This is a genomic window from Carboxylicivirga linearis, assembly GCF_018271995.1.
GTDB classification, from domain to species: Bacteria; Bacteroidota; Bacteroidia; order Bacteroidales; family Marinilabiliaceae; genus Carboxylicivirga; species Carboxylicivirga linearis.
Genome location: NZ_JAGUCO010000004.1, coordinates 295,356 through 309,969, shown reverse-complemented (window position 1 = coordinate 309,969; position 14,614 = coordinate 295,356). Strand labels below are relative to the sequence as shown.

The following is a 14,614-nucleotide window of genomic DNA, read 5'->3' as shown; positions in this document are numbered from 1 at the left end:
AAATACTAACAAACTAAAATTAAAACTCACAATAAACTCATATCTGAGAGATACCTTTTCGTTAATTCACTTTAGTGCTATAGTTTAGAGCTTATAAAGTGGATTAACGAGTTTTAAAAAACGATTTGATATATGAAAAAGACATACCTGCTTGGATTAAGTCTCTTGCTTTTTGCCTGTTCAACAGAGCGAACGGAAGATAATACGATTAAGGAGAGTTCTGAGTTTTCGGCAGAAGGAAAGATCATAACAGTTTACACCACTTCAAAGGATGGTGAAAATAAGTTGTCGATTGGTGACCAGTTGGCTTTTTCGCAAGCCAATCAACCTTTAGAGACAGAGATTGCAGTTTTTGTTAATCCGACAAAAAAGTTTCAAACTTTTTTAGGGATAGGAGGGGCCATCACCGATGCATCTGCAGAAGTATTTGCACAACTGCCGGAAGACAAACAAGAAGAATTGATAAATGCCTATTTTGGATCAGATGGAATTGATTACACCTTATTACGAACAACCATTCATAGTTGCGATTTCGCATCCGGTAGTTATACTTATATTGAAGAGGGCGATAAGGATCTGAACTCATTTTCGATTGAGCACGATCAGCAATATAGAATACCCATGATTAAAAAGGCTATGGCTAATGCCAGTGATACATTGGTTTTTTATGCTAGCCCATGGAGCCCTCCAGCCTTTATGAAAGGCAGAGAAAACATGCTTCAGGGAGGTAAGTTATTGCCCGAGTATTATCAATCGTGGGCTAACTACTATGCCAAATTCATAAAAGCTTACGAAGCCGAAGGGATGCCTATTTGGGGATTAACCATTCAGAATGAACCTATGGCAGTTCAAACCTGGGAATCGTGTATTTATACAGCTGAAGAAGAACGTGACTTCCTGAAAAATTACCTAGGTCCTACATTGGCAAAAGAAGGGTTGGGAGATAAAAATATTGTAGTTTGGGATCACAACCGTGATTTGATTTCACATCGTGCCAATACCATATTGGGTGATCCTGATGCTGCTAAATATGTCTGGGGAGTTGGCTTTCATTGGTACGAAACCTGGGCTGGAGGACAACCTATGTGGGATAACCTACGAAATGTAAAGGAGTCGTTCCCCGATAAGGAATTGCTGTTTACTGAAGGTTGTGTAGAAAGCTTCTCGCAGGACGGATACCAACGCTGGACCAATGCTGAACGATATGGACGATCGATGATTAAAGATTTTAACTGCGGTACTGTTGGCTGGACAGACTGGAACATTCTTTTGGATCAAAATGGTGGACCTAACCATGTAGGTAACTTTTGTTTTGCACCTATTCATGCTGATACGAATACAGGAGAATTAATTTATACTCCTTCGTATTATTATATTGGCCACTTTTCGAAGTTTATCAGGCCTGAAGCAAAACGAATCAGTACTACTGTAAGCAGAAGCACCATTATCAGTACCTCTTTCCTTAATGAAGATGATAAGATGGTAACTGTAGTTATGAATGATAAAGATGAACCTGTTACCTATAAGTTGATTGTTGATGGGTGGGAAACTGAAACAACCATACCTGCCAGATCAATGCAAACTTTGGTTTATTGATAGCTTAATTCAACCCTAATTAGGCCCTTGTTGATTTATTCAGCAGGGGCTTTTTTATTTTAGGTGTTGTTCACATAGTTAATCAACTTATCTTTGTGGCCTCAAAGAAAAAGCCAGTCCATTTCAATCGTAATTTTTTTAAACCATTAACTAATGAAGAAAGTAATTCTGTTAATTGCTATTACAGGTATTTGTTTATTTGCATCGGCACAGGAAAAAAGTCAGTCGGCTATTGGTCTGCGTTTTGGATTAGGTACTGATTATATTGGAGAGATATCTTATCAACAAGCCTTAAACACCAACCGTATGGAACTTGATTTAGGTTGGGGCGGAGGACGCTATTGGAAAGGCTGGACTTTTACTGGTTTATACCAATGGGTAATGCCTATCGAAAGTGGTTTTTACTGGTATTTGGGTGCCGGGCCGGCTTTAGGGTATTGGACCGAAAAAAGAAATTTTTATGAGAATGATGGCGGGTTATACCTGGCTGCCTCTGTCAATGTTGGTGCTGAGTATCGATTTGCCGAAATTCCATTACAGCTGGCTATTGATTACCGTCCGGAATTTGGTTTGATCAATCGCTTGAAGGCTTATGGCGGCGGATTTGGAATAGCAGTTCGCTATTGTTTTTAAAAAAATGCCCTTTGACATCCTCAGAGGGCTTTTTGTATATGCAGTTTTTATTGAATCATTTCATCCAGAATCTGCTTAACCTTTTTGCCATCCCATTTGGCAGCTCCTTGCTTTTTCATTATCACTTTTCCTTCGGGTGATATTAAAAAAGAAGCAGGAATGCTTCTTGAACTCAACACATCTGGCATACCACCAGCCAGATTATAAATGGGAAAAGTATAACCTTTTGATTCTACAAATGCTTGTATAATATTGGCTTCTTCCTGGCTGGCTAATACAAATGCCATTTTATCGCCGTACTCACTATATAAGCGCTGAATCGAAGGCATTTCTGCTATGCACGGAGGACACCAGGTAGCCCATAAGTTTAAAAAAACAGCTTGTCCTTTAAACTCAGAAAACTGATGACGATTTCCATTCATATCTACTAAATACCAATTGTAATCATTCTCTTTCAGATAAATTAAATCTTCTGTTTCGCGGGGCTGAAACATGCTGTAGCGAATGATGGTTGCCGATACTATTTTTCGTGAAGCAGGAAACAGCATTGAAATCAGCAAGGCAGTGAATATAAAATCGAAGGCTATGCCCCAAATGGTTTTCTTTCGTCGATACTTATGCCATTGCTCGGCCCAAAATCCTCTCTTCTTTTCCATAATAAATGATGCTTAGCTAGAATGTAACAAACGTAAAACTATTTGGTTAAAGCAACAACTTCCAAATGGACGAATATTTCTTTTGATGAGTATCTGTTAATTCAACTTTTAAGAGGCTGTAACTCTTATCAACACCGGCTTTAGTTGTGAACTGATCAATGTCGATTGTTATTTTGTGCGATGTATTGGGCGTAAGGGTAAGGGGAAAAATATTATTACTACCACTCTTTAGCCTAAACTTACGTGATTTTTTGAAAGGAGCTCCAAATACCAAAACAGGAGCGTCAAAAGTAAGATTACCTTTGGTTTTGTTGACAACCGTTATTCTACCCAATTTTGTTTTAGAACCTTTTAGCCTCTTTATCTTTAACGATACCCAAACAATGGAAGGAGCTAGTTTATGAAACCATTTGCGTTTCATGGCTACGTAATACAGCAAGCCTAATCCCATTAACAACAATAGATAATCGCTGTTGAAGGTTTTGCGTTGATTGTTTACGTCAGTGGTTGAATTGGTTAACGACTCAAGTTCATCCAAAGAATGTTCCGTTTGTTCTGAAATTTCTGTAGATACAGGTGTTGTGTTTTGTACCTTACCACCCTGACTGCAAATCTGCATCATCAATAGAAAGAACAATCCACCCAAAATCCATAGTCGGTTTTTCAGATAGAAAGTCTTCAGTTCATCCCAGTATTTCTTCATTACGAGTATTTTGGAAAATCTTGTAGTCCTTTGTAATTGATATAGTATTCGCCATCTACCTCGGGTTTACCCATTTCTTCATCAGTCTCACCTTCGGCATTGGCAATACCCACACTGGCAAACAAACAAATAGCATTGTGTTTGGTTCCATGTTTCAGTACATCGGCAGCAACATGAGGAACCAAAATGCCCATATCGGGGTATGCGGTTGTGCGCACAACAACAAAATATCGCTGATCGTCTTTAGTGGCCAGTATTTGAGGATTCACATCGGTTTCTTTGCGAACATTAAGCACTTTGTATCCTTTGTCAACCATATCTTTATATACCACTTTAATACCCAGAAAATGTAGTTCTTCCTGGCTCATAATTTTTCCCTTGCCCATCATCAAATCTATTTGAGCGCAAAATTGGCATTTTTAAACTAAATACAAAAATACCTCTTTACAACCGTTTGAAAATGTTGTAAATTCTAAAGGCATTTTTAGTCAAAATATACTTTGTACCTTTTTAATTTGGAGGAAAAATTATGCCATTTACACGCCTAGAGGAATTCCTCAACCGAGAACGAATCAATTACAAGAGAATTGTGCACTCGAGGGCTTATACTGCGCAAAAAACAGCCGCTTATGCACATATTTCTGGAAATGAAATTGCCAAATCAGTAGTGATTAAAATTGACGGTAAAATTGCTATGGCAGTATTGCCGGCATCTTATCAACTGGATTTGGATGAACTGAAACGAGCCACTGCAGCCAAAGATGTTCGTTTGGCTACCGAGAGTGAATTTAAAGATGTTTTTAAAGACTGTGAAGTTGGAGCTCAGCCTCCTTTCGGAAACCTATACAATTTGGAGGTGTTTGTTGCTGAGAAGCTTACCGAAGACACCAACATCGCTTTTAATGCCTGCAACCATGCAGAGCTGATACAGATGACATATAAAGATTATCAGCGGCTTGTGCACCCTACTGTAATTAAAATTGCCCGCACAGCAGTAGCCGAAGCATAAGTAACGCTGTGGGATGATTGAGTAAACGCCTTGCTTTCAAGCAGGGCGTTTTATCTTAACTATTATTTGGTCCTCAATTTGAAGGAAAATAACGCTTCACCATCTGCAAAAACAGTAAAATAACCTGATTTGCGGTTTTCAACCGGAACAGTAAAAGTTACTTCATCACCTTTTTTAGTAAATTCGATCAAGGTTGATTTTTTTGCTCTGTCAAAAGCAAAATAAAGATTTATAATATTCTTTTTAGTTCTTAGCCTGAATGGTATCTCACCTTTTTTTACTTTTTTAATAATGCCTTTCTCAGGTGTGATTAATTCGTCATCCGACAAAAGATAGGCGTGATGGTAGTAAGGTAATTCAGCAAAGTCCTTGGCACTCATGTTTACAAAACTCCACTCTTCATCCTTAGGAAAGTGCTGCGAGAAAAAACGATCAGCAGGCATCATAAAATAGCCATCGGTAAATTCTTTAATAAATTTTCGGGTGGAGGGATCAACCGATCCGGCTCCCCAGGTAGCGTCGATCAGGTACCACTGGTTATTTATCTTTACCGCATTCCAGGCATGATCGGTTCCCTTGGGTTCACGACCAATCAGCTTGTAATTGTTTTTAGAAGATCCACTGATAATAACACTTTCCAAACCGCATAAATCGGATACTGCTTTGTACAAATAGGCATACCCTTCGCACACCGCTTTTTTCTTGCGTAAGGTTGTGTGAACCATTTTATCACGAATCTCTTTTTCTTTGGCCTCTTTTTCTTCAAGCGATTGATATGAATATTTAACCGATGTGTTTTTGTTGGAGAAAAAACTCTTAACATCATACTCAATGTTTAAAGCAATCCAGGTATAGATAGCAGCAGCCTTATCTTCATCCGATGTGAAATCTTTATTGATTCGTTCGGCCAGTTGTTCGGTCTTTTTTATCGAACCAGGATATTTTGATACTGTTTGAAGTACTTCTGGTTTTATGCTTGCGTTCATAGTGATGACGCAAAGTGCGATAGCAACAAAAACAATCAATTTTCTCATCTTATCTCTTTTAGTGTCTTTAAACAACAAATATCAGGCCTGTATTATTAACAAATCTTAAAAAGTGCCACAAGCTACTCACTATATTCAGTATTGCAACCTGAATGTGATACCTTTGCGACATGAAAAAAACAGGGGCATTAATCAAACCACAATCTTTCTCCTTTTATTACGGCTATATCGTACTTTTTTTCGGAACCATTGGAGTCCTTGCAAGTATTCCGGGGCAGACCATTGGGGTGTCCACTTTTACCGATCCGGTTAAAGACGCCTTAGGTTTAACACGCGATCAGTTTAGCCTTGCATATGGGATTGGTACTTTTGTTAGTTCGTTGTTTTTAACTTATGCCGGTAAAATATACGATAGATATGGAGTTGTATTGTCAGCTTTTTTATCCATTGTATTGTTAGGTGCTACGTTGATATTATGCTCGTATAGCCAGATGATTAGCGAAGGCTTGTTTTTGTTGTTTCACTTCCGTCATTGGTCCATACCCTTTGTTTTGATGTCGGTTTTGTTTTCTATGTTGCGCTTTAGCGGGCAAGGGGTACTTACTATGGTGTCGCGCAATATGGTGATGAAATGGTTTGATCGCTTACGTGGTCGTGTTAATTCCATTATCAGTATCAGCATGGCTTTTGGATTTTCCATCTCACCGCTGATAATTGACGGTATTATTCAGGATAATGGTTGGCAGGGGGCATGGCGAATAATGGCCGCGTCTTTAGTATTGGTATTGATTCTGATATTTCTATTTTATAAGGATAATCCTGAAAAATATGGTTTGGAGGTGGATGGACATTCATCTGTTCAAACAAAAAATAAGGCACCGCAAACATCAGAACAAAATTTCTCATTGCCAGAAGCTATTCAAACACGTAGCTTTTGGATGTATGCGCTGATCCTTTCGTTTCATTCGTTTTTTGTTACCGGTTTTACTTTTCATGTGGTTAGTATTTATGCCGAAGCCGGTTACGACAGAGATGTTGCAATAGGTATTTTTATCCCTATTACTATTGTTTCAACCATTGTTTCTTTTGTGGGTAATATTATCAGCGACTGGGTAAAGCTGAAGATTCTTTTATATGCTATGATTTCAGGAGCTATAATGGCCACAATAGGATTGCTATTTTTGCAATCAGGTATTGGATTTTATATGGTGATAGTTGGCTTTGGTTTAACGGGCGGTTTATTTGCTGTTTTAATGTCGTTGGTATGGCCACGCTATTATGGTCGTCAGCATTTGGGTGCAATCTCAGGTAAAGCCATGTCGATGTTGGTGATGGGAAGTGCAGCAGGACCTTACCTGTTTAGCTTGTCTTTTAATTTAAGCAATCAGTATGGTACCATTTCATATTTAGGACTGGCTTTATTACTGGTTATTGCTATTGGTTCAATTAAGGCCAATTCTCCAATTAAGAAGAATGCTTAATCTGTGTTTAATACAAAGCCTACTTTAGGAACATTTTCGATGTTAACACTCTCGTCGTTTTTAAGATATTTGCGCAGTTTGGCAATAAATACATCCAGGCTGCGACCGTGGAAATAGTCGTTTTCGCCCCAGATAGCAACCAGGATATCTTCTCGACGAACGATGTTATTCATCGATTGGCAAAGCATTTTTAGTACATCACTTTCTTTTTGAGTGAGGCGTTTGGCATCATCGTCCAGTGTCAGCATTTGATTAGCTGAATCAAAATGGTATTTGCCAATGGAGAATTCGGTAGTCAGGTCTTCTTCCTTAAGTTGAATACGGTTTAAAATAGCTTTTATACGAAGTAATAGTTCATCCTCATCAAAAGGTTTGGTAACATAGTCATCAACGCCCAGGTTAAAACCCTTGATTTTATCTTCTTTCATTGCACGTGCAGTGAGGAAGATAATGGGTATTCGCTTATTCACCTTACGGATGTTTTCAGCAATGGTAAAGCCATCCATTCCCGGAAGCATCACATCCAAAATACAAAAATCAAAGGTGTGTTTTTCAAATGCTTCCAGTCCTTTGATGCCTTCTTTGTATAACTTTACATCAAAACCGTTAGTTTCCAAAAAATCTACAAGTAAAAATCCCATACTTGTATCATCTTCAACCAATAGAATTCTAGCCATTTGCTAAAGGTAGTATAATTATAAATTTTGAGCCTTTGCCAACTACACTTTCTACTTTAATTCGTCCGTTATGCTCTTCAATTACTTTTTTAACAAAGTTAAGACCTAATCCAAAACCCTTTACATCATGTATATCTCCGGTACCCACTCTGTAATACTGGTCGAAAATATAAGGCTGATCTTTTTTTGCAATACCAATACCGTTATCCTCAACTTCAAGAATAAATTCTTTTTTAGTATTGTTGCTTGATATATTAATAACCGGTGATCTGTCAACGTACTTTAATGCATTGTCAATCAGGTTTGAAATTACCTGTGCCAATCTGCCATTATTACTGTCAATAACCGATTGTTCGGCACGTAAATTCAGATTGATCATTCCATCTTTTTCCTGAATTTGGTATTGATAACTTTCAACCACCTCTTTAAGCATGGTATTCATATCAATCTTATTTTTCTTGCATTTTTCCGGTGAATCGCACGAAATATTCAATATCTCATTTACATGAGTTTGCATTCGGTCGTATTCATTTAATATCACACCGGTATACTCTTCTGTTTTGTCTGTATCGTTCTTTTTCTTTCTGATGAGGTTGGTTGCCAGTCGAATATTAGCCAATGGAGTTTGAAACTCGTGCAACATGTTATTGATAAATTCTCGCATATGAGCCATCTGAAGCTTCTCTCTACGAATCATACGTAAGAGAATAATGTACGACCACACTAAAAAGGCAATGGCAAATACCGAAACCAAAAACAGGCCTTTCATTTGGCCCAAAAGAAAGCGATTTCTGTCGGGGAATTGAATTTGAATACCAAGACCTTGTTCCTGCAAGAGGCCATTGAGAGATTGTTGATATAATTTAGCTGCAAACATTTTATCGGTATTGGCTGCACCTATACTATCGCTAACCACAAAAGTAAAGTCTAAAGGCAGATGATACATGCATAGGTTGGCTCTGATAATGCTATCTACTTCAGCCTCCCGGTTTCGTTTAGTTGCTCTAGGGCAATCTTTACCACACAAAAAGTTATCCATCTCGGGACAGATGCGCCGGGCTAACTCATCTTTTGAGTCTTTCAGAGCCATCACCACTCTATGGTTGAAGTTCTTCTCCGACATGTGTGCTGCTTTTAACAGGTACACTACCTGAATACCCAGCAAAACAGCCAATACCAGGAAGGTACTAATGGCTAACCAGATATTATTTCTTTCTTTTTTCATTACATTCACCTGCTTGGGTACAAAGCTACCTAAATAAAGATCTTGTTATCTGAATTTAACATCGCATTAACAGCGATTAACAACTCTATAACTTAAATTTGAAGTTAATGATTCTAGTTTTGAATCATCAAATAAAGAAAACTTTTATAAATCATTAAATTAATACTACTATGAAAAAGGCAATGGCATTTTCGTTTTTATTACTTTTCACATTAGCAATTGCATCTCCTTCTATGGCTCAAGTTGCACCACAGGAGCCTGTTAAAACAGAGAAAAAGTGTGATAAAAAGAAGAAGTGTGATAAAGAAGCTAAGAAAGAATGTAAAAAAGAATGCACAGAAAAAAAGTGTTGTGACAAGAAAAAAGAAGAAAAAAAAGGGTAAGCATTTTCCCTAAAATTATTTAAAAAAAGTGGCTGACCGATTGGTTCAGCCATTTTTGTTCTATCTTAGTTGAAACATTAGGTATGTTTAAACGTATCAATATGTGATTGTTGCATGTTTGTTTGTCGGGAGCTTATGTGCAAATTAAGATCAATAAACAACTGAGATTACTTTATGATTTTTTTATCTGTTTGGGGGAGAATTGCATTTCTGGCCTTTGTGGCTATTTCTTTAGGTTATGTTGTGCTAAAGCTATTATTTAAGAATAGTATCTTTTTTCGTATTGGCGCCTTATGGATGCTAAACGTCTTTCTAACCGTTATCAATAGTCGTTTACTACACGATTATCCGGAACAATACACTTACGCTGTGGCCATGGTGGTTGGAATTGGTGCTACCATTATACTGCAGTATATGGTATATAAGCAGGTGCGCAAACCATTACTAGAGATTGTTCAACAACTTAAATTTATTTCCGAAGGTAATATAGCAAAGGAGCAGGTTAGTTTTAAAGGCACTTTGAAAGGAGAGATACGAGATATCTACAATTCCATAGGAGAATTACAAACCCAACTCAGTAACGCTATTAGTGGAGTTGAAATTTCAGCTAATGAGGTGAGTAGAATGAGCGAAACCATCAGTTCAACGGCCAATGATCTTTCTACAGGTGCCAATCAACAAGCGTCGGGTATTGAGGAGGTTTCCTCATCCATGGAAGAAATGGCGGCTAATATAGATGCCAATGCCAAAAATGCGAATGATACACAAGGTAATTCAAAAGAGGCCAATGATTCGGTGCTTGAAAGTTTTGATAAAACACAAAAAGCATTGAGTGCCATGCAGCTTATCAGTGAAAAGATAACCATTATTGATGAGATTGCTGTTCAAACCAACCTATTGGCTTTAAATGCTGCAGTTGAAGCTGCACGTGCCGGTGAGGAAGGAAAAGGATTTGCTGTAGTTGCAGGAGAAGTGCGAAAATTAGCTGAGCGAAGTAAAGCGGCAGCTAACGAAATTCTTGAATTGGCTGATAGTGGAAATATAGTAGCTGAAGAGGCGATGCAGAAATTACAGAGTACCCTGCCATTAATTGAAAAGAATGCTGATTTGATTACAGAAATTACTACCTCTACGCAAGAGCAAAATATAGGAGCCAATCAGATTAATTCGGCTATTCAGGAGATTAATGTAACCACTCAAAGCAACGCTGCTATATCAGAAGAAATGAATTCAACATCTGATCAGCTGGCTAACCAGGCTGCTGAGTTATTGAGAAAGCTACACTTTTTTAAAATAAGCTAGAATAACAGTCCTATACTCAGGCTGAGGTGATTTTGTGCGCCATGAGGATTGGTTGATATTTCGCCAATATTTTCGTCATAAACATATTCTTCATCAAGGTTGGGCATTAACACCAAACGGGCATGAATATCAAGAAAGGTGTTGCTTCCTATCTCAAAAAGAATACCAGCCTGCGGAGCTAGTCCCGGCATAACTTTTTGATATTTGTATGTATTGGATGCATTAGCTGCTTCGTTGCTGGAGCTATAAGTTCGTTGGTTAAATAATGCAAAGGCACCGGTTGTAATACCCAGGTAAGGACGAATTTCATCACTGCTGAAATAGTAGTTTCCTTCAACCAGTAATTGAATGGTTTGATAGTTGCCGGTGACTTCACCTCTGTTTTCAACATTCCAAAAATCCTCATCAATGGATTGAAACTGGTAAGCCAGATCCCATCCCAGACTTAAACGTTTCATGTAAAACCAACGACCGAAATAGGCAGCCTCAATTCCGGTAGTCGACATATCTTTAAATCCCATGGGCAGTTCGCTGTCTTTTCCAATGTTGGTAGGTAAGGTCATTGCGACTCTTCCTCCCATATAAACATCTCTTTTTTGACCTTCTACAGAGAGATTCACCAGAAAAGAGAATAGAAACAGAAAACAACCAGCTTTTAGAATATTATTTCTTTTCATGCCTTAAAAGTAATGCATTTTCTTTTTAGCTTCATCACAACAAAAGAAATGAAAAACCCCAATGCAATGCATCGGGGTTGTATTTTGTTTAATCTTTGGACTATTCTATCACCTTTAACTCTTTACCTATTTTAATGAAGGCCTCAATAGCCTTATCCAGATGATGACGTTCGTGAGCAGCTGATAGCTGAATACGTATTCGAGCTTCTCCTTTTGGAACAACCGGATAATAGAATCCAATCACATAGATTCCTTCTTCTAATAAGCGAGCGGCAAATTCCTGCGATAATTTAGCATCGTATAACATTAAAGCTGCAATGGCTGATTTACTTGGTTTCAGATCAAAACCAGCTTCAGTTAATTTAGCTCTGAAATAGTCAGCATTATCCATTACTTTATCGCGAAGCTCAGTGGATTCTGTCAACATATTGAAAACTTCCATAGAAGCACCAATAATGGAAGGAGCCAGTGAGTTAGAGAATAAATAAGGACGAGAGCGTTGACGTAGCATGTCGATAATTTCTTTACGACCGGTTGTGTATCCACCTAAAGCACCACCCAGAGCTTTTCCTAAGGTTCCGGTGATGATATCAACACGTCCCATTACATTGTTATATTCGTGTGTGCCACGACCTGTTTTTCCAATAAATCCGGCAGCATGACAATCATCCACCATTACCAAAGCATCGTATTTATCAGCTAAATCACAAATCTGATCCAGTTTGGCAATATCACCATCCATTGAGAAAACACCATCGGTAACGATAATACGAAATCGTTGCTCCTGAGCTTTTTTCAATTGCTCCTCCAGGTCTTCCATATCGGCATGCTTATATCGGTAACGAGCCGCTTTACACAAACGCACTCCGTCAATGATAGAGGCGTGATTTAATGCATCGGAGATGATGGCATCTTCATCGGTAAATAAGGGTTCAAAAACACCACCGTTAGCATCGAAGCAAGCCGCGTATAAGATTGTATCTTCTGTTCCTAAAAACTCGGCAATTTTAGCCTCTAATTGCTTATGGATATCCTGTGTTCCACAAATAAAACGAACCGATGATAATCCGTAACCATGTGTGTCCATAGCTTTCTGACCGGCTTCAACCACACGCGGATGAGAGGATAGTCCTAAATAGTTGTTGGCACAGAAGTTCAACACTGTTTTGCCGCCAACCTGAATTTCAGCTCCCTGAGGAGAGGTTATGATGCGTTCGTTTTTATACAGGCCTGATTCTTTGATGCCTTCTATTTCATTTTTTAAGAAATCCTGAAACTTACCGTACATAGCTTATCTTTTTGCTAGTTTAAATATTCATTGACATTATCATGAAATATAGAGTTTCTTTATTTGCTCAAGCCGCTGGGCTTTTCATTTCTTGCCTTGATGCAAGAAACGAAACAAAGAAAATCAAGACTACATTAGCTCTGATTTCTGATTTTTGCATATAATTAAGTGCGGCCGGGTGATCTTCGAACAAGTTCTCAGCTTCCCGGTCTTACTAAATTTTATGCTTCACTTCAGTAATCATCTCTAATGAGGCCAATTAATGCATAAAATGAATATACAAATTGTTATAAATTTCAAAATTAGTGCTGTTACATCAAAAGAAATATGATATTAAGCACTATTCTCAACCCTTAGTTAAGTAATTCTTTTACTTTTTGATGGATAGTGGCCCAGGTATCTTCTGTCATTTTTGGTCCTACAACCTCAATTACATGTCCGGATAAGATAGAACCGATATTACCACATTTCTCCAAATCAAGGTTTTGAATTAAACCGTATAGGAAACCGGCAGCATATAAATCACCCGCTCCGGTAGTATCAATACTGTTCACAGGAATGATTCCCACTTTTACCACTTCATCAAAGCGCTTTATAATCGAACCTTCTTTACCCAGTTTTAAAACAGCAACCTCGGTACCTTTGGCTAAATCATTTAAAGCATCTTCGCCTTCTTTACCGGTGTAGGCTTTTGCTTCTTCTTCGTTAGCGAAGATTATATCTACATAATTCTCAACCAGATTTTTTAAGAAGTCAAGATTATCTTCTACTACATTAAAGCTGGCTAAGTCAATGCTGGTCTTTAATCCTTTGGCTTTAGCTATCTGATACGCTTTTTCGATCAGTGGTTTATTCTGAACTAAATATCCTTCGACGTGGAAATAGGTATATCCTTCGAATAAATGATCTAACATATCATCAGCTGATAATTCGATGGCTGCACCCAGGCATGTTGCAAAAGTTCGTTCCGAATCAGGACTGATTAATGCTATAGCACGACCCGATTCAGCATTACTCTCACTTAAATGAGGAGTAATATTGTTGCTCGACATATCATTACGGAATACCTGACCCAATTCATCTTTACCAATTTTACCAATAAAACCGGTTTTAACACCTAAATTGGCTAATCCATGAATGGTATTGGCTGCTGATCCTCCACTGGCTAAATCTTTCTTCAAATGAGCGGTTGCTTCCATCACTTTATTGGCTGCTTCACCGTCTACCAACTGCATACTTCCCTTCGGTAAATTCAGTTTTTCAAGCAAATTATCGTTCTCCAGACGCGCCAGCACATCAACTAATGCATTTCCTAATCCCAGTACACTACTCATAATTAAATGATTATTATTTTTTAGATATTTTTAATTCAAAAATTTTCACAAAGATATTGCATATTTTGAAGATTCCTTATAGTTTTGCAACGCATTTGACAAAAGCACTGCCACACGGGAAGTGCGATGCAGAATGAAAAAGATAAATTCCCTAGTAGCTCAGTTGGTTAGAGCGGCGGACTGTTAATCCGTAGGTCGTAGGTTCAAGTCCTACCTGGGGAGCTTCATAAAAGCTAAAAGAAGCTCTTATAAAACATATTTGATTCCCTAGTAGCTCAGTTGGTTAGAGCGGCGGACTGTTAATCCGTAGGTCGTAGGTTCAAGTCCTACCTGGGGAGCTCTTTAAAAGCCATCCAATTTTTGGGTGGCTTTTTTTGTGGCCTTTACTGAGGTTTCTATCCGGTACTTCTTTCTCAATATACCAACTCTACTTATCTTATTAGTTGAATAGAAAGATCAGCTTAAATTCTTTATCAGAATACAGATTTATTAAATGTCGATATCGCCCATGTGGGCGATATTAATAGATGAAAAACAGATGAATCGAATTTTTTTTATTGGGTTTACTTAATGTAGTAAAGAGATTTGTTGATAGAGAAATAGTTGGCATCGATCTTGGTTAAAATATTCAGTAATTTAATGTGATTAATATTTTTAACTCAGT

General features: G+C 38.0%; 15 protein-coding genes and 2 tRNA genes. 8 read left to right on the top strand and 9 right to left on the bottom strand.

Going from position 1 to position 14,614, the window contains the following annotated elements; all coding sequences use genetic code 11:
- The first annotated feature begins 132 nt into the window (after positions 1-132).
- Both KEM10_RS08785 and KEM10_RS08780 read left to right on the top strand, forming a co-directional pair.
- On the top strand, positions 133-1,596 hold the full coding sequence (locus KEM10_RS08785) for a glycoside hydrolase family 30 protein (RefSeq protein ID WP_212215614.1): 1,464 nt from the start codon (positions 133-135) through the stop codon (positions 1,594-1,596).
- Between the two features lie 153 nt (positions 1,597-1,749).
- Positions 1,750-2,229, top strand: a complete 480-nt coding sequence (locus KEM10_RS08780; protein WP_212215613.1) for a hypothetical protein — start codon at positions 1,750-1,752, stop codon at positions 2,227-2,229.
- Positions 2,230-2,276: 47 nt separating this feature from the next.
- On the opposite strand, the gene KEM10_RS08775 is transcribed toward KEM10_RS08780, so the two are convergent.
- Genes KEM10_RS08775 through KEM10_RS08765 form a run of 3 tightly spaced genes read right to left on the bottom strand, consistent with a single transcriptional unit; the run spans position 2,277 to position 3,974 of the window.
- A complete protein-coding gene (locus tag KEM10_RS08775; protein WP_212215612.1) occupies positions 2,277-2,885 on the bottom strand; it encodes a TlpA family protein disulfide reductase in 609 nt (202 codons plus the stop codon).
- A 46-nt stretch (positions 2,886-2,931) separates the two neighbouring features.
- Positions 2,932-3,588, bottom strand: a complete 657-nt coding sequence (locus KEM10_RS08770; protein ID WP_212215611.1) for a hypothetical protein — start codon at positions 3,586-3,588, stop codon at positions 2,932-2,934.
- Positions 3,588-3,974 (bottom strand): hypothetical protein, encoded by a 387-nt coding sequence (locus KEM10_RS08765; protein ID WP_212215610.1) that lies wholly within the window; start codon positions 3,972-3,974, stop codon positions 3,588-3,590. The genes KEM10_RS08770 and KEM10_RS08765 overlap by 1 nt, the downstream gene beginning before the upstream one ends.
- Positions 3,975-4,117: 143 nt before the next feature.
- Between KEM10_RS08765 and KEM10_RS08760 the strand changes: the two genes are divergently transcribed.
- Complete coding sequence (locus KEM10_RS08760) at positions 4,118-4,597, top strand: aminoacyl-tRNA deacylase (RefSeq protein ID WP_212215609.1); 480 nt, start codon at positions 4,118-4,120, stop codon at positions 4,595-4,597.
- Positions 4,598-4,659: 62 nt separating this feature from the next.
- Here the strand turns inward: KEM10_RS08760 and KEM10_RS08755 are convergent, their stop codons facing one another.
- Complete coding sequence (locus KEM10_RS08755; RefSeq protein ID WP_212215608.1) at positions 4,660-5,631, bottom strand: transglutaminase domain-containing protein; 972 nt, start codon at positions 5,629-5,631, stop codon at positions 4,660-4,662.
- Positions 5,632-5,753: 122 nt separating this feature from the next.
- Between KEM10_RS08755 and KEM10_RS08750 the strand changes: the two genes are divergently transcribed.
- Entirely contained in the window at positions 5,754-7,064 is a 1,311-nt protein-coding gene (locus tag KEM10_RS08750; protein ID WP_212215607.1) for an MFS transporter, read from the top strand.
- On the opposite strand, the gene KEM10_RS08745 is transcribed toward KEM10_RS08750, so the two are convergent.
- Positions 7,061-7,741, bottom strand: coding sequence for a response regulator transcription factor (locus KEM10_RS08745; RefSeq protein ID WP_212215606.1), 681 nt, complete (start codon positions 7,739-7,741; stop codon positions 7,061-7,063). The genes KEM10_RS08750 and KEM10_RS08745 overlap by 4 nt on opposite strands.
- Complete coding sequence (locus KEM10_RS08740; RefSeq protein WP_212215605.1) at positions 7,734-8,966, bottom strand: sensor histidine kinase; 1,233 nt, start codon at positions 8,964-8,966, stop codon at positions 7,734-7,736. The genes KEM10_RS08745 and KEM10_RS08740 overlap by 8 nt, the downstream gene beginning before the upstream one ends.
- Before the next feature lie 170 nt (positions 8,967-9,136).
- On the opposite strand from KEM10_RS08740, the gene KEM10_RS08735 reads away from it, so the two are divergent.
- The gene (locus KEM10_RS08735) at positions 9,137-9,349 is read left to right on the top strand and encodes a hypothetical protein (RefSeq protein ID WP_212215604.1); all 213 of its coding nucleotides are present in this window, start codon (positions 9,137-9,139) and stop codon (positions 9,347-9,349) included.
- A 174-nt stretch (positions 9,350-9,523) separates the two neighbouring features.
- A complete protein-coding gene (locus tag KEM10_RS08730; RefSeq protein WP_212215603.1) occupies positions 9,524-10,651 on the top strand; it encodes a methyl-accepting chemotaxis protein in 1,128 nt (375 codons plus the stop codon).
- On the opposite strand, the gene KEM10_RS08725 is transcribed toward KEM10_RS08730, so the two are convergent.
- The 3 genes from KEM10_RS08725 to KEM10_RS08715 all read right to left on the bottom strand — a co-directional run bounded on the left by KEM10_RS08725 (position 10,648) and on the right by KEM10_RS08715 (position 13,950).
- A complete protein-coding gene (locus KEM10_RS08725; RefSeq protein WP_212215602.1) occupies positions 10,648-11,328 on the bottom strand; it encodes a hypothetical protein in 681 nt (226 codons plus the stop codon). The two genes, KEM10_RS08730 and KEM10_RS08725, sit on opposite strands and share 4 nt — an antisense overlap.
- 100 nt (positions 11,329-11,428) lie before the next feature.
- Positions 11,429-12,616, bottom strand: coding sequence for a glycine C-acetyltransferase (gene kbl / locus KEM10_RS08720; RefSeq protein ID WP_212215601.1), 1,188 nt, complete (start codon positions 12,614-12,616; stop codon positions 11,429-11,431).
- A gap of 353 nt (positions 12,617-12,969) precedes the next feature.
- Complete coding sequence (locus KEM10_RS08715) at positions 12,970-13,950, bottom strand: adenosine kinase (RefSeq protein WP_212215600.1); 981 nt, start codon at positions 13,948-13,950, stop codon at positions 12,970-12,972.
- 148 nt (positions 13,951-14,098) lie between these two features.
- Here KEM10_RS08715 and KEM10_RS08710 point away from each other — a divergent pair.
- A tRNA-Asn gene (locus KEM10_RS08710) sits at positions 14,099-14,172 on the top strand.
- A 42-nt stretch (positions 14,173-14,214) separates the two neighbouring features.
- Positions 14,215-14,288: transfer RNA gene (locus tag KEM10_RS08705), tRNA-Asn, on the top strand.
- Positions 14,289-14,614: the final 326 nt, after the last annotated feature.

Coding starts and splice junctions, on each gene's coding strand:
- KEM10_RS08785 (WP_212215614.1), top strand. CDS start 133: ATGAAAAAGACATACCTGCTTGGATTAAGTCTCTTGCTTTTTGCCTGT.
- KEM10_RS08780 (WP_212215613.1), top strand. CDS start 1,750: ATGAAGAAAGTAATTCTGTTAATTGCTATTACAGGTATTTGTTTATTT.
- KEM10_RS08775 (WP_212215612.1), bottom strand. CDS start 2,885: ATGGAAAAGAAGAGAGGATTTTGGGCCGAGCAATGGCATAAGTATCGA.
- KEM10_RS08770 (WP_212215611.1), bottom strand. CDS start 3,588: ATGAAGAAATACTGGGATGAACTGAAGACTTTCTATCTGAAAAACCGA.
- KEM10_RS08765 (WP_212215610.1), bottom strand. CDS start 3,974: ATGGGCAAGGGAAAAATTATGAGCCAGGAAGAACTACATTTTCTGGGT.
- KEM10_RS08760 (WP_212215609.1), top strand. CDS start 4,118: ATGCCATTTACACGCCTAGAGGAATTCCTCAACCGAGAACGAATCAAT.
- KEM10_RS08755 (WP_212215608.1), bottom strand. CDS start 5,631: ATGAGAAAATTGATTGTTTTTGTTGCTATCGCACTTTGCGTCATCACT.
- KEM10_RS08750 (WP_212215607.1), top strand. CDS start 5,754: ATGAAAAAAACAGGGGCATTAATCAAACCACAATCTTTCTCCTTTTAT.
- KEM10_RS08745 (WP_212215606.1), bottom strand. CDS start 7,741: ATGGCTAGAATTCTATTGGTTGAAGATGATACAAGTATGGGATTTTTA.
- KEM10_RS08740 (WP_212215605.1), bottom strand. CDS start 8,966: ATGAAAAAAGAAAGAAATAATATCTGGTTAGCCATTAGTACCTTCCTG.
- KEM10_RS08735 (WP_212215604.1), top strand. CDS start 9,137: ATGAAAAAGGCAATGGCATTTTCGTTTTTATTACTTTTCACATTAGCA.
- KEM10_RS08730 (WP_212215603.1), top strand. CDS start 9,524: ATGATTTTTTTATCTGTTTGGGGGAGAATTGCATTTCTGGCCTTTGTG.
- KEM10_RS08725 (WP_212215602.1), bottom strand. CDS start 11,328: ATGAAAAGAAATAATATTCTAAAAGCTGGTTGTTTTCTGTTTCTATTC.
- kbl (WP_212215601.1), bottom strand. CDS start 12,616: ATGTACGGTAAGTTTCAGGATTTCTTAAAAAATGAAATAGAAGGCATC.
- KEM10_RS08715 (WP_212215600.1), bottom strand. CDS start 13,950: ATGAGTAGTGTACTGGGATTAGGAAATGCATTAGTTGATGTGCTGGCG.